Origin of the sequence: Burkholderia aenigmatica, assembly GCF_902499175.1 — a bacterium.
Taxonomy (GTDB): Bacteria; Pseudomonadota; Gammaproteobacteria; order Burkholderiales; family Burkholderiaceae; genus Burkholderia; species Burkholderia aenigmatica.
In genome coordinates this window covers 47,927-71,258 of sequence record NZ_CABVQC010000018.1, presented here as the reverse complement: position 1 = coordinate 71,258, position 23,332 = coordinate 47,927, and the positions used below count along the sequence as shown (strand labels likewise).

The 23,332-nt window shown below is 66.7% G+C and carries 20 protein-coding genes; 12 read left to right on the top strand and 8 right to left on the bottom strand.

The window, feature by feature from the left end:
- The first annotated feature begins 171 nt into the window (after positions 1 to 171).
- Positions 172 to 810 carry a Pr6Pr family membrane protein gene (locus BDO18943_RS15145; RefSeq protein ID WP_043179140.1) on the top strand — a complete coding sequence of 213 codons (639 nt, stop codon included), beginning with the start codon at positions 172 to 174 and terminating at the stop codon, positions 808 to 810.
- Positions 811 to 858: 48 nt separating this feature from the next.
- Here the strand turns inward: BDO18943_RS15145 and BDO18943_RS15140 are convergent, their stop codons facing one another.
- Positions 859 to 1,593 (bottom strand): peptidoglycan DD-metalloendopeptidase family protein, encoded by a 735-nt coding sequence (locus tag BDO18943_RS15140; protein WP_043177721.1) that lies wholly within the window; start codon positions 1,591 to 1,593, stop codon positions 859 to 861.
- A gap of 425 nt (positions 1,594 to 2,018) precedes the next feature.
- Here BDO18943_RS15140 and BDO18943_RS15135 point away from each other — a divergent pair, with 425 nt between their 5' ends.
- The gene (locus BDO18943_RS15135; RefSeq protein WP_043177723.1) at positions 2,019 to 2,339 is read left to right on the top strand and encodes a hypothetical protein; all 321 of its coding nucleotides are present in this window, start codon (positions 2,019 to 2,021) and stop codon (positions 2,337 to 2,339) included.
- Between the two features lie 118 nt (positions 2,340 to 2,457).
- Here the strand turns inward: BDO18943_RS15135 and BDO18943_RS15130 are convergent, their stop codons facing one another.
- The 4 genes from BDO18943_RS15130 to BDO18943_RS15115 all read right to left on the bottom strand — a co-directional run bounded on the left by BDO18943_RS15130 (position 2,458) and on the right by BDO18943_RS15115 (position 6,047).
- Positions 2,458 to 2,802, bottom strand: a complete 345-nt coding sequence (locus tag BDO18943_RS15130) for a DUF4148 domain-containing protein (protein WP_043177725.1) — start codon at positions 2,800 to 2,802, stop codon at positions 2,458 to 2,460.
- Between the two features lie 200 nt (positions 2,803 to 3,002).
- Positions 3,003 to 4,415, bottom strand: a complete 1,413-nt coding sequence (gndA, locus tag BDO18943_RS15125) for an NADP-dependent phosphogluconate dehydrogenase (protein ID WP_175023028.1) — start codon at positions 4,413 to 4,415, stop codon at positions 3,003 to 3,005.
- A gap of 97 nt (positions 4,416 to 4,512) precedes the next feature.
- Positions 4,513 to 5,154, bottom strand: coding sequence for a DUF938 domain-containing protein (locus BDO18943_RS15120; RefSeq protein WP_175023027.1), 642 nt, complete (start codon positions 5,152 to 5,154; stop codon positions 4,513 to 4,515).
- Entirely contained in the window at positions 5,151 to 6,047 is an 897-nt protein-coding gene (locus BDO18943_RS15115; protein WP_175023026.1) for an NAD-dependent protein deacetylase, read from the bottom strand. Before BDO18943_RS15115 ends, BDO18943_RS15120 begins: the two co-directional genes overlap by 4 nt.
- Before the next feature lie 1,034 nt (positions 6,048 to 7,081).
- Here BDO18943_RS15115 and BDO18943_RS15110 point away from each other — a divergent pair.
- Positions 7,082 to 7,813 (top strand): GNAT family N-acetyltransferase, encoded by a 732-nt coding sequence (locus tag BDO18943_RS15110; RefSeq protein WP_175023025.1) that lies wholly within the window; start codon positions 7,082 to 7,084, stop codon positions 7,811 to 7,813.
- 31 nt (positions 7,814 to 7,844) lie between these two features.
- On the opposite strand, the gene BDO18943_RS15105 is transcribed toward BDO18943_RS15110, so the two are convergent.
- Positions 7,845 to 8,243: a lysozyme inhibitor LprI family protein gene (locus BDO18943_RS15105; RefSeq protein ID WP_175023023.1), complete on the bottom strand. Its 399-nt coding sequence runs from the start codon at positions 8,241 to 8,243 to the stop codon at positions 7,845 to 7,847.
- 181 nt (positions 8,244 to 8,424) lie between these two features.
- On the opposite strand from BDO18943_RS15105, the gene BDO18943_RS15100 reads away from it, so the two are divergent.
- Together BDO18943_RS15100 and BDO18943_RS15095 are read left to right on the top strand one after the other, a co-directional pair.
- The gene (locus BDO18943_RS15100; protein WP_175023021.1) at positions 8,425 to 9,384 is read left to right on the top strand and encodes an LLM class oxidoreductase; all 960 of its coding nucleotides are present in this window, start codon (positions 8,425 to 8,427) and stop codon (positions 9,382 to 9,384) included.
- Positions 9,385 to 9,687: 303 nt separating this feature from the next.
- Positions 9,688 to 12,135, top strand: coding sequence for a mechanosensitive ion channel domain-containing protein (locus BDO18943_RS15095; RefSeq protein WP_175023019.1), 2,448 nt, complete (start codon positions 9,688 to 9,690; stop codon positions 12,133 to 12,135).
- Between the two features lie 27 nt (positions 12,136 to 12,162).
- Here BDO18943_RS15095 and BDO18943_RS15090 read toward each other — a convergent pair whose 3' ends face one another.
- Complete coding sequence (locus tag BDO18943_RS15090; protein ID WP_175023017.1) at positions 12,163 to 12,996, bottom strand: CerR family C-terminal domain-containing protein; 834 nt, start codon at positions 12,994 to 12,996, stop codon at positions 12,163 to 12,165.
- A 92-nt stretch (positions 12,997 to 13,088) separates the two neighbouring features.
- Between BDO18943_RS15090 and BDO18943_RS15085 the strand changes: the two genes are divergently transcribed.
- The 5 genes from BDO18943_RS15085 to BDO18943_RS15065 all read left to right on the top strand — a co-directional run bounded on the left by BDO18943_RS15085 (position 13,089) and on the right by BDO18943_RS15065 (position 19,842).
- Positions 13,089 to 14,210, top strand: a complete 1,122-nt coding sequence (locus BDO18943_RS15085; protein WP_175023016.1) for an HlyD family secretion protein — start codon at positions 13,089 to 13,091, stop codon at positions 14,208 to 14,210.
- Positions 14,203 to 15,789, top strand: coding sequence for an MDR family MFS transporter (locus BDO18943_RS15080; RefSeq protein ID WP_175023014.1), 1,587 nt, complete (start codon positions 14,203 to 14,205; stop codon positions 15,787 to 15,789). Before BDO18943_RS15085 ends, BDO18943_RS15080 begins: the two co-directional genes overlap by 8 nt.
- Positions 15,790 to 15,802: 13 nt before the next feature.
- Complete coding sequence (locus tag BDO18943_RS15075) at positions 15,803 to 17,290, top strand: efflux transporter outer membrane subunit (protein WP_175023011.1); 1,488 nt, start codon at positions 15,803 to 15,805, stop codon at positions 17,288 to 17,290.
- A gap of 327 nt (positions 17,291 to 17,617) precedes the next feature.
- Positions 17,618 to 19,153, top strand: coding sequence for a catalase (locus tag BDO18943_RS15070; protein ID WP_175023009.1), 1,536 nt, complete (start codon positions 17,618 to 17,620; stop codon positions 19,151 to 19,153).
- A 77-nt stretch (positions 19,154 to 19,230) separates the two neighbouring features.
- Positions 19,231 to 19,842 carry an ankyrin repeat domain-containing protein gene (locus tag BDO18943_RS15065; protein WP_175023008.1) on the top strand — a complete coding sequence of 204 codons (612 nt, stop codon included), beginning with the start codon at positions 19,231 to 19,233 and terminating at the stop codon, positions 19,840 to 19,842.
- A gap of 79 nt (positions 19,843 to 19,921) precedes the next feature.
- Here the strand turns inward: BDO18943_RS15065 and BDO18943_RS15060 are convergent, their stop codons facing one another.
- Positions 19,922 to 20,716, bottom strand: coding sequence for an APH(3')-II family aminoglycoside O-phosphotransferase (locus tag BDO18943_RS15060; protein WP_210771948.1), 795 nt, complete (start codon positions 20,714 to 20,716; stop codon positions 19,922 to 19,924).
- A gap of 38 nt (positions 20,717 to 20,754) precedes the next feature.
- Here BDO18943_RS15060 and BDO18943_RS15055 point away from each other — a divergent pair, with 38 nt between their 5' ends.
- The gene (locus BDO18943_RS15055) at positions 20,755 to 21,426 is read left to right on the top strand and encodes a hypothetical protein (protein WP_175023004.1); all 672 of its coding nucleotides are present in this window, start codon (positions 20,755 to 20,757) and stop codon (positions 21,424 to 21,426) included.
- A 63-nt stretch (positions 21,427 to 21,489) separates the two neighbouring features.
- Positions 21,490 to 23,322 (top strand): S53 family peptidase, encoded by a 1,833-nt coding sequence (locus BDO18943_RS15050; protein ID WP_175023002.1) that lies wholly within the window; start codon positions 21,490 to 21,492, stop codon positions 23,320 to 23,322.
- Positions 23,323 to 23,332 lie beyond the last annotated feature (10 nt).

Sequence of the window (23,332 nt, the reverse complement as noted above, 5' to 3'; positions counted from 1 at the left end):
CGGCAAAGCTGCCCCGATTGTAGCCGCACGTGCGCCCGGTTTTGCACGACTCGCGCAAATATCCGACGAATCGTCAACGTGCGTCGCGCGGCGCGCCATATGGAAAATCCGCATCGCGCGCCCAGACGGCTGTGGCACGATGGAGCTTTGGTGCGACGGCACGCGGGCATCATGAGCAAGGCGTTCTTCGTTGCGGCCTATCGGCTGACCGCCGCGTTGCTCGCGGTATCCACCACGCTGCACAGCGTCGCCGACTACTGGCACCTGCCGGGCTTCCATCTCGGCAACTACCTCAGCTACTTCACGCAACTGAGCAGCCTCTACGCGGCCGTGATGCTCGCCGCCGGGCTCTGGCGCATCGCGCGCCCCGGCTCGGCCCGCTACGAATCGATGCGCGGCGCCGCGGTGCTGTACGTCCTGATCACCGCGATCGTCTACGAACTCCTGCTCGCCCGGCTCGATGCGCTGCGCCACGTCACGCCGGCGTTCAACAACTGGGTGCTGCACCGGATCGTGCCGCTCGTCATGCTGTGCGACTGGCTGTACGTGGAACCGCGCTTGCCGATCCCGTGGCGCAGCGCGGTCGCGTGGCTCGGCTTTCCGGTCGTCTATCTCGGCTATACGCTCGTGCGCGGCGCGCTGGAGAACTGGTATCCCTATCCGTTCGTCGATCCGCGGCCGCACGGCTACCTGCCGGTCGCGATCCAGTGTTCGATGATTGCGATCGGCGCAGTGGCGCTCGCACTGGGCATTCGCTGGCTCGGCAATCACGCGAGAGCGTCCGGCGCGATAACGTTCAGGAAAGGATGAAGGCGGGAACGTGTGCGCCGCCCGGCGCACACGGGGTGAGGCGGGTCGTCAGCCGCCGTTGCGCGGCAGGAAGTTCATCGGATCGACGACCTTGCCGTTCTGGCGGACTTCGAACTCGAACGTCGAACGGCCGCTTGCGTCGGTGCCCATTTCGGCGACCGGCTGGCCCTGGCGCACCGCGTCGCCTTCGTTGACGAGCAGTTTGCCGTTGTGTCCGTAGGCCGTGATGAGCCCGTTCTCATGCTTCAGGATCACGAGCGGGCCGTAAGCCTTGACGCCGGACCCGGCGTAAACCACGCGCCCGGCCGCCGCGGCCCGCACCGAATGGTCGGGCCCGGACGCGGCGATCACGACGCCGCGCGTCTTGCCGGCCGCGAACGGCGCCGCCACGACACCGGTGGCCGGCCACGCGAGCGAGCCCGGCTGCGCGGCCGCCGCGGGCGGCTGCCCGAGCGACGTCGCGGCAGACGGCGGCGCGACGCGCAGCACCTGGCCGGGATACACGGCATCGGTCGGCGCCATGTGGTTCCAGCTGGCCACGTCCTGCACGCGCTGCCCGTACGCATTCGCGATGCCCGCGAGCGTATCGCCCGGGTTCACGCGGTAATAGCCGGCGATCACGCCCGGCGTCGCGGCCGACGTCGGTGCCGACTGGCGCGCCGGCTGCCAGCTATCGGTCCACGGCGTCATCGTGCAGCCCGTCAGCGCGATGGCCGCGGCAACCAGCGCCGCCTGCGGCAGCCAGCGCGTCAGCGCATCGTGGATGGGAATAGTTTCTCTCAAGGGTCCTCCCGGATTTGCGTCGCTGCGCCGCCCACCGCCCCCCGGCGCGCGACGCACGATGTCCGGCCGAAAGGCCGGACCAACCATTATCCGACCGCTGTCGCGGCCGTCAGTTTCCACAGTGGGACGTCGGCGCGAACGGGCTCACCGGCCCCTTTTTCGCGTCGTCCCAATCGGCAAAGATACCATTTGTCGCGGTCAGGGCCGCGTCAGGTGCCCGGACCGGCAACAATCTTGCGTCGCCGCACCGGCGTGCCGGCGGCCTGCAAGCCGCGCCGCGCGGGCCGCCGGGCGGGCCTGTCGCGGATCCGCCGCCTGCCTCGCCGCCCTCGCCCGCCGTATCGATCCCGTCACATTCTCCCCTTCGAACGCCACCTATACTCGGTGATGCACTGCGCGATCCAACGACAATGAGGAGCATGACAATGAACAACGCGACGTTTCTTTCCGTGCAGCTCAACGCCGACGATTTCACCGGTTCCAGCGGCCTGGTCGAATTGCTCAACCGGCACCTGCTGTTCGCGACCGATGTCGCCGAGGCGGCCGATGCGCTCGTCCAGCTGGCGAGCGTCGCGCATATGACGGGCGCCACGCGCCATAGCGTCGAGCTGCCGGTCCTCGCGATCGAGCGGCTGCGCGATGCGCTCGACACGCTGAGCGGCTACGACGAAACGTGGCTGCAGGTGCTGGAACCGGCCGAAGCGCTGTTCCGGGATATCGGGCGCGGCCGGCGCCCGCTGCACTGAACAGGCCGCTGGCGCGATACACGCGCCGCCAATGAAAACAGCCCGCCGTTCCGCATGACGGAACGACGGGCTGTTTGACCTTCGAGGGTCGGATCAGGCCGCCGATGCGGCCGCACCATTAACGACCCTTGTAGATCGGGGCGTCGTCAGCGATACGCTTGACTTGCCAGCCGGTCTTGGCCTTGGCCGGCGCACCGGATTCTTGTGCGGCAGCCGGTTGGGCGCCGTAGCCGGTCGTGTCGGCAGCGGCGACGTTCTGTTGCGGGTTCAGGCGGGCTTCAGCAGCCTGGATGCCTTCCGGGTAGTTCGTACGGTCGCTGCCCAGCTTGTAGCCAGCCTGTTGCACGGCGACCAGATCGGCCTTCACCTGTGCACGGGTGACGGGTGCATTCTGTTGGGCGAACGAGACGGCGGGAACGGCGAGGACGGCAGCTGCGGCGAACGTTGCGATCAGCGATTTCATGATTACCTCCGGGATTTTTTTGCTCCGCCGCACACACCATGTCTGCAGCGATGGAACAGAGTTTAGTCCCGGCGTCCCCTAGGGAAAACCATGAAACAACGAAAACACTGTTTCCCCGGAGCCAACAATGTCGGCATCCGGGATCGAAAAACCCTACTCAAAGAATAGATTTTCGCAACAATGCTGTCCCCGCCAGCCGGTTACGACCAGTTCGCGTGGAAGCTGCCCGGCTTGTCGGTACGCTCGAACGTGTGCGCGCCGAAGAAATCTCGCTGCGCCTGCACGAGGTTCGCCGGCAGCCGCTCGGAGCGGTAGCTGTCGAAGTACGCGACCGCCGACGCGAACGCCGGCACCGGCACGCCGGCCTTCACCGCGGCGACCACGACGTCGCGCAGCGACGCCTGGTAATTCGCGGCGATGTCCTTGAAGTACGGATCGAGCAGCAGGTTCGCGAGCGCCGAATCCTTCGCGTACGCGTCGGTGATCTTCTGCAGGAAGCGTGCGCGGATGATGCAGCCCGCGCGGAAGATCTTCGCGATCGTCCCGAGATCGAGGTTCCAGCCGTACTCTTCGGACGCCGTGCGCAGTTGCGCGAAGCCTTGCGCGTACGAAATCACCTTGCTCAGGTACAGCGCGCGGCGCACCGCTTCGACGAACGCGGCGCGATCGCCGTCGAACGGCACGGCGGCCGGGCCCGACAAGACCTTGCTGGCCGCGACACGCTCGGTCTTCAGCGACGACAGCACGCGCGCGAACACCGATTCGGTGATCAGCGGCAGCGGCACGCCGAGATCCAGCGCATTCTGGCTCGTCCACTTGCCGGTGCCCTTCTGCGCAGCACGATCGAGGATCACGTCGACGAGGTGCTTGCCGGTCTCTTCGTCCTTCTTGCTGAAGATCTTCGACGTGATCTCCATCAGGTAGCTGTCGAGCTCGCCCTGATTCCACTCGGTGTACACCGCGCCGAGCTCGTCGTTGGTCAGGCCCGCGACGTCCTTCAGCACCGCATAGCTTTCGGCGATCAGCTGCATGTCGCCGTACTCGATGCCGTTGTGGACCATCTTCACGTAATGGCCTGCACCGTCCGGGCCCATGTACGCGACGCACGGCTCGCCGTCCGACGGCGCCTTCGCGGCGATCTGCTTGAGGATCGGCTCGACGAGGTCGTACGCGTCGCGTTGGCCGCCGGGCATGATCGACGGGCCGCGCAGCGCGCCCTCTTCGCCACCCGACACGCCGGTGCCGATGAAGTGCAGGCCCGATTGCGCGAGCTCCTGGTTACGGCGGATCGTGTCGGTGAAATGCGTGTTGCCGCCGTCGATCAGCACGTCGCCCTTCTCGAGCAGCGGCTTGAGCGATGCGATCGTCGCATCGGTCGCCTCGCCGGCCTTCACCATCATCAGGATCCGGCGCGGCGTTTCCAGCGACGCGACGAACTCCTCGAGCGTATAGGTCGGCACCAGATTGCGGCCGGGGAATTCGGCGATCAGTTCGTCGGTTTTCTCGCGGCTGCGGTTGTACACCGACACCGCGTAACCGCGGCTCTCGATATTGAGTGCGAGATTGCGGCCCATCACCGCGAGCCCGATCACACCGATTGCTTGTTTGCCCATTAGTCAATTCTCCGGAAAAAACGGGGCGCGACCCGAGCCGGGTCGCGCGCACAGGCGAAAGGATAGTGGAAACCCGGCGGCGATGCGCGCTTCCGTGTCATTGCTCCGCGTGCGGCAGCCGCCGGAACACGACGCTCAGGTTGTTCGCCGGCATCTCCACCACCTCGATGCAGTCGAGCCCGCGATCGAGGCCGAGCGCGACGACCGTCTCGAGATCGCGCACGCCCCACGACGGGTCGCGGCTGCGCAACTGCAGGTCGAACGCTTCGTTCGACGGCGCCGTATGCCGGCCCTCGCGGCGGTACGGCCCGTACAGGAACAGCACGCCGCCCGGCCGCAGCAGGCGCGACGCGCCCGCGAACAGCGCGTCGGTGCAGGCCCACGGCGAGATGTGAATCATGTTGATGCAGACGATTGCATCGAGCGCGCCGACCGGCCACGACGCGTCGCGCACGTCGAACGCCAGCGGCCCGGCAACGTTGGCGAGGCCCGCATGGGCAACCCACGCGGCGATCGAGCGCCGCGCCTGCGCATCGGGATCGCTCGGCTGCCAGTGCAGGCCCGGCAGCGCCTGCGCGAAGTGGACTGCGTGCTGCCCCGTGCCGCTCGCGATTTCGAGCACGCGGCCGCTCGCCGGCAGCACGCGGCGCAACACGTCGAGGATCGGCCCGCGATTGCGTTCGGCCGCCGGCGCCGACAGCCGCGCGGACGGATCGGGCGAAGCGGTCGGGCCGGTCACGATGCCTGCTCCGGTGCGTGGCCCGCGAGGCCCAGTCGCGCAGTCAGCGCGTCGAGCGCGGGTGCGCAGCGCGCCTCGACCTTCAGCGTCAGTATCGGATCGGCACGCGTATGGCCGAGATTGAGCGCGGCGACCGGCTTGTTCTGCGCCTGCGCCCACACGCAGAAGCGGTAGCCGGAATACACCATCAGCGACGAGCCGACGACGAGCAGCGCATCGGCCGCGTCGAGCGCCTGCGACGCGAGCGCCACGCGCTCGCGCGGCACGTTTTCGCCGAAGAACACGACCGCCGGCTTCAGCAGCCCGCCGCACGCGGGGCACGCCGGGATGCGGAACGTGTCGAGCGCGGCCCATTCGAGATGCGCGTCGCCATCCGCGGCCGGCTCGGCTTCCGCGCCCAGCAGATCGGGATTGTCGGCCTCGAGCATGACCTGGATCGTCGCGCGTGCATGATGCGCGCCGCAGCCGAGGCACGTGACGCCGTCGATGCCGCCGTGCAGCTCGATCACGTCGCCACTGCCCGCGCGCTGGTGCAGGCCGTCGACGTTCTGCGTGACAAGACGCTCGATCCGCCCCGCGCCGCCGAGCCGCGCCAGCGCGACGTGCGACCCGTTCGGCTGCGCGCGGCCGACGACGGGCCAGCCGATCATGCTGCGGGCCCAGTAGCGCCGCCGCGCGGCATCGGAGCCGAGGAATTCGTGGAGCTGGATCGGCGGCGAGCGCATCCATTGACCATTGCGGTCGCGATAGCCGGGAATACCGGAGTCGGTACTGATGCCCGCGCCGGTCAACACCAGCAGGCGCGGATGACGCTCGACGAACGTGTGCAGCGCATCGAGCGCGGCCGGGTCAACGTCGGCGGTTGAAGAGTCGTGCAGGGCTTTGTCGTTCATGTTGGCAACGCGTGATCGGGCGCGCCGGCAAACCGTGCGCCCGCACGGGCGGCCAGGCACGCCAGCACATGATACAGAACGCCGCGCGATCGAGCCGATGGCTCGCGTCGCAAACCGGCGCACAAAAAAAGACGCCCATCCGCCACTTGGCGATGGGCGCTTCAACAATTGATCCATCGGGGTAGTGGATCAACTGACAGCACAATTTCGCGGCGCCCGCCCTGCTACGGCCGGCGAACGCTTCCCCTGGACACCCTGTGTTCCGCGATGCCGAATGCATCGATGCGCTGCCGGCTTTCCGGTGCGATCCGGTTCGGACCCGTCGCGCCGACGCGATGCACGGCGCGCACACGCCTACGCCGCGCGACGACTCGCGTTGTGCGCGGCTGCATGACGATCCGGGATCCGGGCCGGGCCATCCACAGGCATTCACGGTTCATCCCCGACGGCCGACCGGCACCAGTCGGCCTCGTGCGTCACACCTGCACGTCGTCGTTCAGAACGAACCCGATTGCTCGGATGGAACGGAAAGCCGCGCGCTCACGTCGCCTCGAAAAACGGCGAAGCGAACAACCCGGCAGGTCGGCGATTCATGTTTGCAACATGACATGTTGCGATTCGGTCTGTTTTCATTCTCTTGTCCCCGTCTCCGATACGTCCGACCCACTGAAGCGATTGCCGGACCGACTGCGTCCGCGACCGCGCTCACGGCCTGCACAGATATGCAAGGAGCGCACCATGCTTCATGCCACAAGGCCGCGCGGGCCGAAACGGGGCCAGCGACGCGAATCGCGCACCGACAAGCAGCGCGAACGTTTCGAAACTGAAACGCCTGCCGGATCGGCAGCCGTCGGCCGGGCAGGCCGTCACGCCGGGCCGGCCGGTGCCGACGTCACGGCGTTGCATCTGCGCGCGATCGTCGATCTGCTTACAATCGCCCCACAGTGCGGCGCGCGCACGAATGGACGCGCAGGCCCGTCCTGGCATTCCTCGCGCAGCTCGCCGCCACCTGACCGGAGCCTCCTACCCGACGCATGCCTGACACACACGACTGGCTGGATATCGACTACCGCACGCTGTTCCGCCTGCATCCGGATCGTCGGATCGAACGCGAGAACGATCCCGACTGCTCATCCGGGCCGCGCTTCTGGCTCGGCCGATGCGCGGATGGCAACCTGGCCGGCGTACGCGCCGACGTGCCCACCGCTGTCGCGGACGAACTCGCGCGCCTGGCCGACAGCGAACCGCTGTTGGCGGATCGCACGCCCCCCGCGCATCTCGAACGCTATCTCGCGCGGCTCGCGCCTGTTTCGCACTGGAACATCGGCTTCGTCTACGCGCTGCCGCACGCACTCGGTTTCGACACCGACGCGCGCGTCGCGCTGATCGATGGCGACAGCGACGCAGGCCGGCATCTGCTGCATGCGCTGTCCACTCGCGGGATGCCCGAAGGCCTGTGCTCGATCGGGTTTCGGAGCGTCGCCGATTTGTGGGCGCCGTGGTGCGCCGCCATCGTAGACGGAGAGGTCGCATCGGTCGCATTCGCCGCGCGGCTCTCTGACGTCGGTGCCGAACTCGGTCTTGCGACGGCCCCCGCGTTTCGGGGGCGCGGCCTCGCGGCGGCGGTAACCGCCGCGTGGTCGCGGCTGCCGTCGCTTCAAACGCGCACGCTGTTCTACAGCACCGACAGCGACAACCTCGCGTCACAACGCGTGGCGTCGCGCCTTGGCCTCACGCTGCGCGGCACGACACTGCGGGTGGCATAGCGCCGGGGCCGGCGCGCCACCTCGACACACCTCAACGAAAGGCTTCGATCACCTTCACGCGACGCTCGGTTTCGTCGACGAAGCAGTCGTCGACCTCCACCAGCCCGAGCGTGCCGCCTGCATCGGGCTGCCGCGATTCGGCGCAAGCGGCATCCCGCGCCTTGAGCCAGCGGCGCTCGTCGTGGCGCAACCTCGCCTTGCCCGGCTCATCCAGGTTCGCCATCTTCGCCTTGTAGACGGCATTCAACCGCTGGTCGGCCGCTTCGTATTTCAGCCGGAGGCAATTGCGGATATCGGCCGTGTAGCTCGTTTCCTCGGCGGTCTTGCAGATAGCGGCGCGCTCCGCGTCGTCCGCGAGCGCATCGGATGCAACCGCGAAGAGCATCGCGCTCGCCGCCAAACCGATCATCGTGTGTTGAAGGACGTTCATCCGGATTCGTTGTTTTCAATGACGGAAGGCACCGATTATGCCCGGCCCGCGGCCCGCATGGCCCCCGTCGTCTCGACACCAACCGGTCAGCCTGCCATGCCGCACAGCCGGCGTGCAAACACGCTAGCATTCGGACACGCCACATCGCGCGTTCGCTTTGCACCGCCGCCAAGGATTCCCCATGACCACGCCCGCCCCCGCCCAACCCGATGTCGCGCATCGCGTCTTTTCGGACGGACGGTTGTCGATCGGCCTCACGCTTCCATTGCTTCGCACTGGCCATATCGTCGCCGACTTCGACGAGCAGCTCGAACTCGCGGCACTGGCCGACACGCTCGGCTTTCGCGCGCTGTGGATTCGCGACGTGCCGCTGAACAGCGCCGACTACCCCGATCCGGTCGGCCACCTCGACCCGTGGGTCCTGCTCGGCGCACTGGCGTCACGCACGCGCCGGATCGCGCTCGCCAGCGGCGCGATCGTGCTGCCGCTGCGTCATCCGCTGCATATCGCGAAAGGCGCGCTGTCGGTCGCGACGCTGTCGGGCGGACGCTTCATCCTCGGGCTCGGTTCCGGCGATCGGCCGCCCGAATATGCGGCGTTCGGCGTCGATGCGGAGACGCGGCGCGACCGCTACCGCGCGCACTGGGACGTCGTCGCGGCCGCGCTCGGCGTGCCATCGCGCGTCCTCCCCGATGAAGCGCCGCCCGATGCGCCGGAATTCACGCTGCTGCCGCGCGGCGCCGACGCGGTACCGATGCTGGCAGTCGGCTCGGGCGGGCAAAGCGTCGACTGGATCGCGCGTCACTCGATCGGCTGGATGACGTACCACCGCGATCCGGACACGCAGCGCGCACGCTATTCGATGTGGCGCGCGGCGGTCGACCGGCTCGCGTCGCCGGCCTTTCGCGCATTCGGCGTGTCGATGCGGCTCGACCTCGCCGCGGATCCCGATGCGCCGGCCGCCGCCTTGCCGCTCGGCTATGCAACCGGACGCCGCGCATTGATCGACATCCTGCAGGACATGCGCGCGGCGGGCACGCATCACGTCACGCTGAATCCGGGTTCGGACCGGCCCGTGCGCGAAGTCATCGAAGAAATCGCAGAGCACGTTCTGCCGGCTTTTCACGACGGGCACGCATGATTCAGCAGGATTCCAGATTAATTATTTCGATGCGACGGGTGCGTCGCTCGCCGTTACCGACACGCGGGCATTACAAACGCCCTACATTTCGGTACTTGAAACGCTCCCACCTGTCTGACTGCCTACAGTCCACGTCAGACACATGACTGCGCAAATGCGCCGCAATCGCCCGCAGCGCGTCGTGTATGCCCGATTCGAATGATTGTCGACGGAACTATTCGGTTCCGCTCGCGATCATGTTAACTTCCGTCCATCGTTCAGCCCGGCGGGCCGCGCGCCGATGCGCGCCCGCATGCCAACTCCATGCGACATTTCCTCCTCGGCTGGCTGCTTGCCGCCGTCGTCTCGGCCGCCCACGCGGCCATGCCCGCCCCGGCCGCCGCGTCGGCCGCTTCCGGCACCGCGCCCGCGCTGACGCCGCAACAGGCGCAGCAGGCACTCAATGTGCTCGAGAATCCGCGCGATCGCGCGCAGGTCGAAACGACACTGCGTGCGATCGCGGCCGTCGGCGCGCTTGCCGCGCCCGCGGTCCCGGCAAGCGATGCGGCTGCGGCCAGCGGCGCGTCGGCTGCCGCGGCCCCGGCCGCGCTCACGTCGAACGGGCTCGCTTCGATGCTGGTCCGGCAGGGATCGCGCTGGACCACCGAAATCGGCGATGCGCTGAAGGAATCGCTGCGCTCGCTGCTCGATGTCGGCTCGGTCGGAAGCTGGTGGCATGACCGGCTGGTGCGCGCCGACGCACGCGCGGATCTCGCGCACGCGCTCTGGATCATCATCGCCGTGCTCGTGCCCGCGCTCCTGGTCGAATGGTTCGCGAAGCGGCTGTTGCGACGTGCGCTGGCCGCAGTGGCCGCACGGCGCGCCGACACGTCGCGCCGCACCGCGCCCGAGTCCGTTACCGTCGAATCCGCCACGCCCGACGACGACGACGCGCCGCCGGACACCCCCGACGCCGCGCCCGCCTCGTCGGAAGGCCGTGGCCACGCACGTCGCCACACCACGCTGCTGTACCGAATGCCGCGCGCGCTCGTCAGCCTTGCGCTGCGCGCGGTGCCGCTGCTCGTGTTCGTCGGCGTCGCGAGCCTGACGATGTCGGCGATCGGCGATGCCGGCGGCCCGATCGAATCCGCGCTCGAAGCACTGATCGACATCTACGTGATCTGCCGCCTCGTCACGATCGTCAGCCGGCTGTGCTTCCAGCCCGATGCACGGCAATTGCGGCTGCTGCATATCAGCGACGCGTGGGCCGACTTCGCCCAACGCTCGATCGCGCGAATCGCGATCGTCGTCGGCGCCTGCACGGCAGCGGTCGAAGTCGCCGCGAACTTCGGTCTGAGCGACGCCGGTCACCTCGCGCTGCTGAAAGCCGTCGCACTCGTCGGGCACTTGATGGTCTCGGCGCTGATCCTGCAGTGCCGCCGGCCCGTCGCGGCGCGGATCCGCGCGGCCGGCGAGGACCGTCCGTCGTTCGCGATGATCGGCAACGCGCTCGCGGACGCATGGGCGCCCGTGTCGGTATTCATCGTGATGGCGTTGTGGTTCGTGTGGGCGCTCGACGTCCACAACGGCTACCGCGTGTTGATCACGCTCGGCGGCCGCTCGATCGCCGTGATGATCGGCATGCGGATGGTGTCGATCGTCGTGTTCGGTGCGCTCGCGCGGCTGTTCCAGGGCCGCGACGAAGACCGCACGCTCGTCCATGCGCACGCGTACCGCTACTACCCGCTGCTACGCCAGATCCTGTCGGGCGCGATCGGCATCGTGACCGTCGCGCTGCTGCTGCAGATCTGGGGCGTACCGATCTTCCGCGCGTTCGAAACCGGCACGATCGGCCACCGGCTTGCGTCGGCACTGGTGACGATCGCGATTGCGGCCATCGTCGCGCTCATCGTGTGGGAAGCCGCGAACATCGCGATCGAGCGCCGGCTGCAACGATGGACGCGCGAAGGCAATCTCATGCGCGCGGCGCGGCTGCGCACGCTGCTGCCGATGCTGCGCTCGCTGCTGTTCGTGATGATCGCGCTCGTCGTCGTGCTGACGGGCCTCAGCCAGCTCGGCGTGAACGTCGGCCCGCTGCTTGCCGGCGCCAGCATCTTCGGCGTCGCGCTCGGCTTCGGCTCACAGAAGCTCGTGCAGGATTTCATCACCGGGATCTTCCTGCTGATGGAAAACGCGATGCAGGTCGGCGACTGGGTCACGCTCGCCGGCGTGTCGGGCACGGTCGAGTACCTGTCGATCCGCACCGTGCGACTGCGGGCCGGCGACGGGTCGCTGTACACGATCCCGTTCAGCTCGGTGACCACCGTCAACAACACGAATCGCGGGCTCGGCAACGCGGCCGTCAAGATCAGCATTGCCTACGGCGAGGATATCGATCGCGCGATCGCGACGCTGAAGGAGATCGGCGCCGCGTTGCGCGACGATCCGAAATACCGCGACGGCATCCTGTCGGACTTCAGCTACTGGGGTATCGATCAGGTCGACGGCGCAACGCTCGCGCTGGCCGGACAGATGCAATGCACGGACTCGACGCGCTGGAGCGTGCAGCGTGAATTCAACCGGCGGATCGCGGAGACGTTCCGCGAACGCGGCATCCGGATCGCCAATCCGCAGCGCAGCGTCGTCGCGTACGCGGACGGATCGCGGCCGGTCGTCGATGGCGAAAACGACAGCAACGGCAACAACGGCCATGCCGTCGAAGCGACGGCCCGGCCGCCGTCGCCGGCCGAACCCGCGCGCAAGCCGAATTGACCGGCCGGGGGTGACGACACGCCGCGTTCAGCGCGCGGCGGGTTTGTTCACACGCCGGGGGCTTTTCGCGGCAGGTGCTGGCGCCTTCGCCTTCACCGTGCGTTTCGCCGCCGCACCCTGCCCGCGCTTCGGGCCGGATTCAGGCGCCGCAGCCGCGACGTCGCGCTGCGCGTGCCATTGCTCGAGCAGCATGCGCGTCTGTTCCGCGATCGTGTCGATCAACAGCGCCGCGCGCTCGCCCTCGAATGCCTCCCATTCGAGCAGCTGCAGCGCCGAACGCTGCGCGATGTGGAACACCGTGATCTGCCCGAACAGGCTCAGCGCGCGCAATCGCGTGACGGGATCGTCGGCCGGCCGCCCCGAGATGCGGCCGATCAGTTCGGCGCTCACGTCGTTGAGCGGCTTGCGCATGCGCGTCATCAGGATTTCGCTCGCGCTCGCCGGCTCCTGGCCGCCTTGCTCGCGCGCGAAGAACATCCGCTGGTTCATCGTCTTCGGCGCCGTGAACATCCGGTCCGACAGCGCACGCAGCAGCCCGACGAACGCGTCGATCAGCAAGTCGACGTCCGCGTCCGCATCGAGCATCGCCCACGCATGGCCGACCGACGGTGCGAACACCTCCCAGCCGTGCTCCGCGATCGTCTCCACGCACGCGCGGTACACGCCCTCCTTGTTCTCGAAGTAGTACTGGAGCGCCGGCGCGTTCACGCCGGCCATCGCGGCGATCTCGCGTGTCGATGCACCCGCGAACCCGCGCTCGCCGAACAGTTCGATCGCCGCCTCGATGATCCGCTGGCGCGTTTCGTCGCCGCGGGCGTAGCCGCCCGCCGACGTACGGCGCAGCTTCTTCGCTTCGTTCATGCCTTCCTCGTCATTCGATCGATCGACATTCTACTTGACACAATTTTATCAACTGGAATAATTCTTCCACTTGGAATAAATTGGACGCCAGCATGTCGACGCTGCAAGACCCGCCACAGAAAGCAAATCGTCAGGAAAACGGAACAACGTCGCGCAACGGCACTGGCTCGAAGCGGCGCGTCCTGCTCGTCGCCGTCGTGCTCGCTGCCATCGGCGGCGCCGTCTGGCTCGGCCGATGGTGGACGGTCGGCCGCTTCATCGAGAGCACCAACGACGCGTACCTGCAGGCGGACAGCATGACTGCCGCGCCGAAGGTCGCCGGCTACGTGACCGACGTGTATGTGCGCGACAACCAGGCCGTGAAGGCCGGCGATCCGCTCGTGCGGCTCGACGTCCGCCAGTACCAGGTCGCGCTCGCGCAGTCGCTTGCGACCGTCGACGCGCGCCGCGCGGATATCGCACGCGCCGAGGCCGACATCAGCCAGCAGCACGCGAATCTCGAACAGGCCGACGCGCAGGCGAAGGTGTCGCGGATCAATGCACAGCACGCCAGCGACGAATACACGCGCTATGCGCCGCTCGCGGCGACCGGTGCGGAAACGCACGAACGTGTGGCCGACCTGAAGAGCACGCGCGATCAGGCGACCGCGACGCTCGCCGCGAACAATGCGTCGATCGCTGCCGCGCGCACGCAGATCGCATCGTTCACCGCGCAGCTCCAGCAGGCACGCGCGCAGTTCGAAGCCGCGCAGGCCAGCGCCGCGCAGGCGCAGCTCGACCTTGACAACACGATCGTGCGCAGCACCCTCGCCGGCCGCGTCGGCGATCGCACGGTGCGGGTCGGTCAATACGTGCAGCCCGGCACGCGCATGCTGACCGTGGTGCCCGTCGACGCGATCTACCTCGTCGCGAACTTCAAGGAAACGCAGATCGGCAACATGCGCATCGGCCAGCCCGTCGAACTGCATGTCGACGCCTTGCCGGACGGCGCGTTGTCCGGCGTCGTCGACAGCTTCGCGCCCGGCACCGGCGCGCAGTTCGCGCTGCTGCCGCCCGAGAACGCGACCGGCAACTTCACGAAAATCGTCCAGCGCGTGCCGGTGCGCATCCGCCTCGCCGCGAACGCCCGCGCGCAGCGCATGCTGCTGCCGGGGCTGTCGGTGACGGTCGACGTCGATACGCGCTCGACCCGCGACGAGACGCACCATGGCTGAACCGTCCGCCACGATGCCCGCGCCGCCGCACGAAGGCCGTGCGAGCATGACCGACTGGATCGCAGTCGCGGCCGGCGCGCTCGGCGCGCTGATGGCGACCCTCGACATCTCGATCACGAACTCCGCGCTGCCGCAGATCCAGGGCGAAATCGGCGCGACCGGCACCGAAGGCACGTGGATCTCGACCGGCTACCTGATGTCCGAAATCGTGATGATCCCGCTCGCTGCGTGGCTCACGCGCGTGTTCGGGCTGCGCAATTTCCTGCTGACGAACTCCGCGCTGTTCATCGCGTTCTCGATGATGTGCGGCTGGTCGCATTCGTTGCCGATGATGATCGCCGGCCGGATCGGCCAGGGCTTCACCGGCGGTGCGCTGATTCCGACCGCGCAGACCATCATCCGCACGCGGCTACCGCTGTCGCAGTTGCCGGTCGGCATGACGCTGTTCGGCCTGATCGTGCTGCTCGGGCCGCTGTTCGGCCCCGTGCTCGGCGGCTGGCTCGCTGAGAACGTCAGCTGGAGCTGGTGCTTTTTCCTGAACCTGCCGGTGTGCCTGTTGCTGATGGCGCTGTTGATATTCGGGCTGCCGTCGGACCGCCCGCAATGGCACTCGTTCTTGAACGCGGACTGGCTCGGGATCTTCGGCCTCGCAATCGGCCTGAGCTCGCTCACCGTCGTGCTCGAGGAAGGCCAGCGCGAACGCTGGTTCGAATCGCAGATGATCGTCACGCTGAGCCTCGTGTCGCTCGCCGGGATGATCCTGATCGCGTTGTCGCAGATCTTTGCAAAACGGCCGATCATGCGGCTGTCGCTGATGCGCAACCCGCGCTATGCGAGCGTGATCGTGATCGTGTCCGCGGTCGGTGCCGGGCTGTACGGCGTGTCCTATCTGCTGCCGCAGTTCCTCGCGATCGTCGCCGGCTACAACGCGGAACAGGCGGGCGCGATCATGCTGCTGTCGGGGCTGCCCGCCTTTCTCGTGATGCCGATCCTGCCGCGCCTGCTCGGCAAGGTCGATTTCCGCATCCTCGTGATCTCGGGGCTGCTGCTGTTCTGCCTGAGTTGCATGCTCGACATCAGCCTGACCGCGCAAAGTGTCGGCCACGACTTCGTCTGGTCGCAACTGATCCGCGGCGTCGCACAGATGCTCGCGATGATGCCGCTGAACCAGGCATCGATGGCGGCGGTCGCGCGCGAAGACTCGGGCGATGCGGCCGGGCTCTACAACATGGCGCGCAATCTGGGCGGCTCGATCGGGCTCGCGATCATCGGCACCGTGATCGACCGGCGCACGACCTTCCATACGGCCGCGCTCCGCGAATCGGTGACGGCCAACTCGCTGATCGGGCAGGACCGGCTGTCCGCCTATGCGGCCAACTGGTTCGCGCACACCGGCGACCTCGCGTATTCGAACATGCGCGCGCTCGGGCAATTGGCGCAGCAGATCCAGATCCAGGCCGTCGTGATGACCTATTCCGAAACCTTTTATCTGCTGGGCCTTGCGCTGCTCGCCTGCGTGCCGCTCGCGCTGCTGCTGAGAACGCCGCGCGGGCCGCAGCCGATGTCGTCCGGCCACTGAACCGTCTGATGCGATGAAATCCTTCTCCCTGCCCCGCCGCCCTGCACTCACGCTGTGCGCGGCTGCGTGCCTGCTCGCCGGCTGCACGGTCGGCCCCGATTACCGCGGCGCGCCCGCCGCACCGGATGCCCCGACCTTCGTGCGTGCGCCGGCCTCCGGCATCGACACCGCTGCGCCCGCGCCGAGCGCGTGGTGGCACGCGCTCAACGATCGCCAGCTCGACGACCTGATCACCGCCGCACTCGTGTACAACCCCGACCTGCACGCTGCGCAGGCCCGCTTGCGCGCATCGCGCGCGCAGCTGTCGCAACAGCGCGCGGCGCAGTTGCCGAAATCGTCGGCCACCGCCGCCGCGATCCGCATGCGCGAGCCGGACGTCAGCGCGCTCGGTTCGCTGCTGCCGTCGAACGGCTCGAACCAGTCGGGCGGCACGTCGCCGTCGCTGGGCGGCTCAGGCCCGCTGCAGCTCTATTCGGCAGGCTTCGACGCAACCTGGGAAATCGACCTGTTCGGCGGCACGCGCCGCGCAGTTGAAGCCGCGTCCGCGCAGGCGGAAGCGGTCGACGCCGATCTCGCCGATACGCAGGTGTCGATCGCAGCCGAAGTCGCGAACGCGTATGTCGACCTGCGCGACCAGCAGCAGCGGCTGGCGCTGTCGCAGCGCACCGCCGAGTTGCAGCAGACGATGCTCGAACTCACGCAGCAGCGTCGCGCGCGCGGGGTCGCCGCCGATGTCGACATCGAACGCCTGACGACGCAAGTCGAAAACACGCGTGCATCGCTGATCCCGCTCGACGCGCAGGTGACGGAATCGCTCGACCGGCTCGCGATCCTGACGGGCCGCGCGCCCGGTGCGCTCGACGCAACCTTGTCGACACCGGATGCACTGCTGCCGACGCTACCCGGCAACGTCGCGATCGGCGATCCGGCCACGCTGCTGAAACAGCGCCCCGACATTCGCGCGGCCGAGCGCCGGCTCGCATCGAGCAATGCGCAGATCGGCGAGCACGTCGCCGACTATTTCCCGAAGGTGACGCTGCTCGGCGATCTCGGTTTCAGCGCGACCGACCCGGGCCACCTGTTCCGCAAGCAGAACTTCACGTGGGTCGGCGCGCCCTATCTGCAATGGAACATTCTCGACTTCGGGCGGACGCGCGGCGCAGTGCGCGCGGCCGAAGCATCGCGCGACGAAGCGGAAGCGAATTATCAGAAGGCGGTGCTCGGTGCGTTGCAGGATGCAAACACGGCATTGCAGCGCTACGGGCACCAGCGCGAGCACGTCGTTGCGCTCACCAAGGTGCAGACGTCGGCCGTGCATTCCCGATCGCTGATGGACGAGCGCTATCGCGCGGGCGTCGCATCGATGATCGACCTGCTCGATACGCAACGCGAAGCGCTGTCCGCCCAGCAGAACGTAATCGCCGGGCAGGCGGAACTGATCAAGGACTACGTGTCGGTGCAGAAGAGCCTCGGGCTCGGGTGGCAAACTGGCGCGGGTTGACGTCGCGTTGATCGGTGCCGCGCAGCCGGGTTCGCCGAGGCTGTCGCGGTGCCGATGCTCGATCTGCAGATCGCATCACCCACGCAAGGCATCGCACGTTCAAGCGTCGGTGTTCGACGCTCGCGGATCGCTTTGCGAAGCGCGACGCAACAACTCATTGCGTGCACAACAATATTCACCGTCTGCGCCGACAACAAGCGGGCTCGCGCCGCATCGGCGACGCCGCTATCGGAAACATATCGAATATCAATTAGCCAATCATCTGACGATCTCTTCTAATTCAGTCGGCTTCCCCACCACCGATCGGATTCAAGGAGTTCCATCGTCATGTCTTCATCCTCCAGTCGTGTGCTGAGACACGCAGTCGCCGCTATCTGCGTGGCACTTTCCGCGTCGCCTCATGCCGCCGAACTCACTCGAGACACGGGCGCCCCCGTCGGCGACAACGCGAATTCGCAGACGGCCGGCCCTGCCGGCCCCGTGCTCCTGCAAGACTCCGCACTTATCGAGAAACTGCAGCGCTTCGACCGCGAACGCATTCCGGAGCGCGTCGTGCACGCGCGCGGCACCGGCGCATTCGGCGAGTTCGTGCCGACCGCCGACATCTCGAGCCTGACGAAAGCAAAGGTCTTCACGCCGGGCACCCGCACACCGGTGTTCGTGCGCTTCTCCACCGTGATGGGCTATCGCGGCTCGCCCGAACAGGCGCGCGATCCGCGCGGCTTCGCGGTGAAGTTCTATACGCAGCAGGGCAACTGGGACATGGTCGGCATCAACTGGCCTGTGTTCTTCATTCGCGACGGCATCAAGTTCCCCGACTTCGTTCACGCGAACAAGCCGAGCGCCGTGACCGGCGTGCAGGATCCGAACCTCGCGTTCGACTTCTTCGCGAACACGCCCGAAGCGACGAACATGCTGACGATGCTGTACACGAATGCGGGCATGCCCGATTCGTATCGTCACATGGACGGCTTCGCGGTGCATGCGTTCAAGTTCGTCAATGCGCAGGGCGACGTGCACTACGTGAAGTTCCACTGGAAAAGCCAGCAAGGCGTGCACGGCCTGCGTCCGCAAGATATCGACGCATCGATCGGGCGCGACTGGAACATGATGACGAACGACCTGTACGGCGCACTGAAGCAAGGCGACTTCCCGAAGTGGGATCTGTACGTGCAGGTGCTCACGCCGCAGGACCTGAATCGGTTCGACTTCGATGCGCTGGACGACACGAAGGTGTGGACCGGTGTCCCCGAGCGCAAGATCGGCACGATGACGCTGAACCGCGTGCCCGACAACTACTTCCAGTCGACCGAGGAATCGGCGTTCGCGCCGTCGCGACTCGTGCCGGGCATCGAGCCTTCCGAAGACCGGATGCTGCAGGATCGCCTGTTCGCGTACGCCGACACGCAGATGTACCGGCTCGGCGCGAACTACATGGATCTGCCGATCAACCGTCCCGTCGTACCGGTGGTCAACAACAACCAGGACGGCAAGATGAACGCCGGCGACCGCAAGGGCGAGGTGAACTACGAACCGTCGACGCTGCATGAACTCGCGCCGGATCCGCAGTACAAGTCCGTGCGCATGGCGCTCGGCGGAACGACGCAGCAGGAAGCGATCTACAAGAAGCTGCGGTTCCGTCAGGCTGGCGAGTACTACCGCAGCCTGTCGCAGCAGGACAGGGACGACCTGATCACCGCGCTGTCCGGCGATCTCGGCAAGGTCACGAACGCGCACAACCAGTACGCCATGCTGTCGTACTTCTACAAGGCCGATGCCGACTACGGCACGCGTCTCGCGCAGGCAGTTCATGCCGACGTCCGGCAAGTGCAAGCGCTCGCGGCAAAGCTGAGCGAGAACTGATCCCGCGGCTCCGGTCGCTGTCGACGTGCGGGGCTGCGCCGCGCACGTCGACCTGACCCACACATCAGGACATCCACATGCAATCCAAACGCGTGACGCGCGCGATCCGTTCGATCGCAACGGCCCTGGCGCTGGCCGCGATCGCCGGTTGCGCGCACCTTCCCGACCGGCCCGCGTATTCGCGAGCCGATCCTGCCGCGCTGCGCCGTTACGACGGCGACTGGTTCGATGCCGCCCGCGTCGGACGCGTCGACATCCTGCGCGCATTGCACGACGCCGGCTATCCCGTCGACGCCACCGACAGTCACGGCTTTACGGCCGTGATACTCGCGTCCTACGACGGCCAGCCGGCCGCGCTCGACTACCTGCTGTCGGCCGGTGCAAACGCATGCGCGGGCGACCGTCACGGCAACACGGCGCTGATGGGCGCCCTCTTCAAGAACGAACCCAATATTGCGCGCCGCCTGATCGACACGCCATGCCCGATCGACCAGACGAACGGCGCCGGAGAAACCGCGCTGGGATTCGCCACGCTGTTCAATCGATTCGAGCTGATCCCGCTCCTGGTCGCACACGGTGCGAATCCGAATCATGTCGATCGGCGCGGCCAGTCGCTGCTGCAGCTCGCGCAGTCGCACGACAACGCGGAAGCTGTGGATGCGCTACGACATGCTGGTGCACGACAGTAAAAGCAGGATTCCTGCTGATTTCAGGTGAAACGGGAAACAAGGCAGCAATCTCCTGCGCCATCCGCAACATCAAACGGACTCAGAAAAATTCGTCGAGCAGCCGGTAGAAAGCAATCCGATCCGGATCGGGCTGCCCGATCCCGTATCGCGCGAAGAACGGCGCGATCCATTCGCTGCCGAGATCAGCTTCGATATCACGCGCCGCCAGCGCCAGATCCTGATAGCGATCGGCCACACCGAGGCGTCCACAGTCGATGAAGCCCGAGAAGCGACCGTCTTCAACCATGAAGTTGGGCAGACACGCGTCACCGTGCGTAACGACCTTGTCTTCGATCGACGGCCGGCTCGCATGAAGCCTGGCGAACAGTTCGTCGATCGGTACGCCCGTATTCGCATCGTCGAGGTTATCTTCGTCAACGAGCCTCGCGTGCATCCGCGCACGGGCACGCTCGATGCGAGAGGCGGCGCCGTGATCGAACGGGCAGGTTGCCGGATCGAGCCGATGTAGTTCTCGCAGCGCATCGGCCATGATCGCGACCTTCGCCGCCGGCGCGAGCTGCGCGACTTCGAGATTTTCACCGCGCACGGCACTCAGCAGCATCCACTCGCGCCCCGCCGCCGACGCCACGTCGAGCACCTGCGCACCCGGCAAACCCGCCGTCGTCAGCCAGTGCAGTCGCGCCGCCTCGTCGCGCAGTTCGCCCAGCGGCCCCGCCGGTTCGGTCTTGATGAATCGGCGCGATCCATCGCGCGCATCGAGCCGGAACACCGCGGCATCCGACTGCCCTTCCGTCTGTCGCGTCCATCGGGCATCCGCCAGCGCGGCCTTCCAGGTCGCGGGCACTTCGATGCAAAGCTTGTCGTTATCGATCACGTCAGGTTCGATCCTCGTTGACTGGGCCGGCATGCGGCATGTCGGACACCTCGCGACTTCATGCCACGCTTCCTGCCGTGCGCGGACTCGCCTTTCTCCAGCGCGCCCCGACGATTCGAGTCACGCGTCGAACACGATCGGTCAATCGCACCCATTACGCATCGAACCAGAAACGATCGGCAAATCGCATTCAGCATTACTTTCTTTGTTGGCTCCGAATATTACAAAACACTGCCAATATTTTCAAAAACATTGCACTTATTCGCTTTAATTTAGTTTCATATAATCAAAAAAAGTTTGACACCTCGCTTTCGTTCTTGATACCGTCAGATGCAAGCAATCTGACGAATTGCTCACTACGCAATCGCTTCCGCTCTACGTTTTTTCGCTTCCGCCGCACCGAAGTGCTCGCCACCGGCCGTATCGTTCGCGCGCCGGTGCATGCAACATCCCGATGCATCTCATTGGACAACTGCCATCCGGCAGCGGGCCTGAGGATCGAATCAAATGAGCAGGACACCGAAACTGTTGCTCTAGCAATCCCGCCCGCGCCATTCGCTGCGCAGTTGCGTCGTTTCGCGGCGCAGCCTTCCCGTTACCGCGTTTTCCGTATTTCGCCTCCGGAGAAAAAACACCTTTCCGGATCGGGCGAAAGGCCCTGTCGCGTCCGCGCCATCCGCACGCGTGCGACAGAAATCGGCGGTGCATGATCCGCACCGCTGTCGACCGTTGTTGTTCGTGCCGTTCGATGTTCAACCGGAGGGGTAATTCAAATGAACCAGGTTGCTGACAAGAAACAAAAGCACATTCGCTTCGTCAAGCTCGCATTCGCCGCCGCTGCCGCCGCATCGTTCGGCATGGCGACGGTCCATGCCGCGCCGGCTGCCGGCTGGACGGAAACGCGCACCAAGGGCTTCCTGCCGCTCGTGCAGCAGAGCGAAGCCGGCACGGCCGGTGCGCCTGCCGCGAGCACGGCCGCCGCTGCCGCCGCGGCGGTCGAGCTGGCGCCGGGCGAATCGGTGGACATCGTGCTCGGGTTGAACCTGCGCAACGAAGCACAACTCGACCAATACCTGCACGACCTGCATACGCCTGGTTCACCGCAATACCGGCAGTTCCTCACGCCGGCGCAGTTCGCGGCGCAATATGCGCCGACCGACCAGCAGGTCGCCTCGGTCGTCGCGCATCTGCGCAAGGCAGGCTTCGTGAACATCGTGGTCGCGCCGAACCGCCTGCTGGTATCCGCGTCCGGCACCGCGGCGACCATCAAGTCCGCGTTCCGCACGACGCTCAAGCGTTTCACGCGTAACGGCCGCAGCGTCTATGCGAATACCGATGCCGCGCAGGTGCCGAACGCGATCGGCGGCGTCGTGGGCGCGGTGCTCGGCCTGCAGAACGTCGAGCTGATGCACACGGGCGCGGGCAGCCAGCCGCAAGGCAACACCAGCAACCTGACGATTCCGGCCGGCGCATCGGCGGTGCCGCACAACCCGACCGAATTCTCGTCGATCTACGGCGGCGACGGCACGCCGACGGCCTCGCAGACCACCGTCGGCATCATCTCCGAAGGCGACCTGTCGCAGACGGTGAGCGACCTCAATACGTTCGCCGCGAACAACAGCCTCGGCACGATCAGCAGCAGCATCGTGCAGACGGGTCCGTCCGGCAGCTCGTACACCGACACCGACGGCACCGTCGAATGGAACCTCGACAGCCAGTCGATCGTCGGCGCGGCCGGCGGCAGCGTGAAGCAGGTCGTGTTCTACGTCGCACCGTCGATGACGCTCACGGCGATCACCGCCGCCTACAACAAGGCCGTGACCGACAACGTAGCGAAGGTGATCAACGTGTCCCTCGGCGTGTGCGAATCGTCCGCGAACAGCACCGGCTCGCAGGCCACCGACGACACCATCTTCAAGCAGGCGATCGCGCAGGGGCAAACCTTCTCGGTATCCGCCGGCGACCATGGTGCGTACGAATGCGCGGGCGGCACACCGTCACGCTCGACCTACACGGTAAGCGAGCCGGCAACGTCGCCGTACGTGATTGCGGTCGGCGGCACGACACTCTTCACGAATACGTCGACCCACGCGTACAACAGCGAGATCGTGTGGAACGATCCGAGCTGGCAGCCGGGCACCGTGTGGTCGACGGGCGGCGGGTACAGCAAGTACGAAGCCGCGCCGTCGTGGCAATCGTCGAACCTCACCGGATCGACCAAGCGCGCACTGCCTGACGTCGGCTTCGATGCGGACCTGCGCACCGGTGCGATCCTCGTCGTGAACGGCCAGACGTCCAACACGCTATGGGGCTCGGGCTACCTGAACAACGAAGGCGGCACGAGCCTTGCCGCGCCGATCTTCACCGGCATCTGGGCGCGGCTGCAGTCCGCGAACAACAATGCGCTCGGGTTCCCCGCGTCGAGCATCTACAAGTACTTCCCGGCCAACGCGGCGCTGCTGCACGACGTCACGTCCGGCAACAACGGCAGCGGCACCTACGGCTACAAGGCGAAGGCCGGCTGGGACGCGACGACGGGCTTCGGCAGCGTGAACATCTCGAAGCTGAACGCGTTCATCCAGAGCACGCCGGATTTCGCGCGCTGATGCACCGATG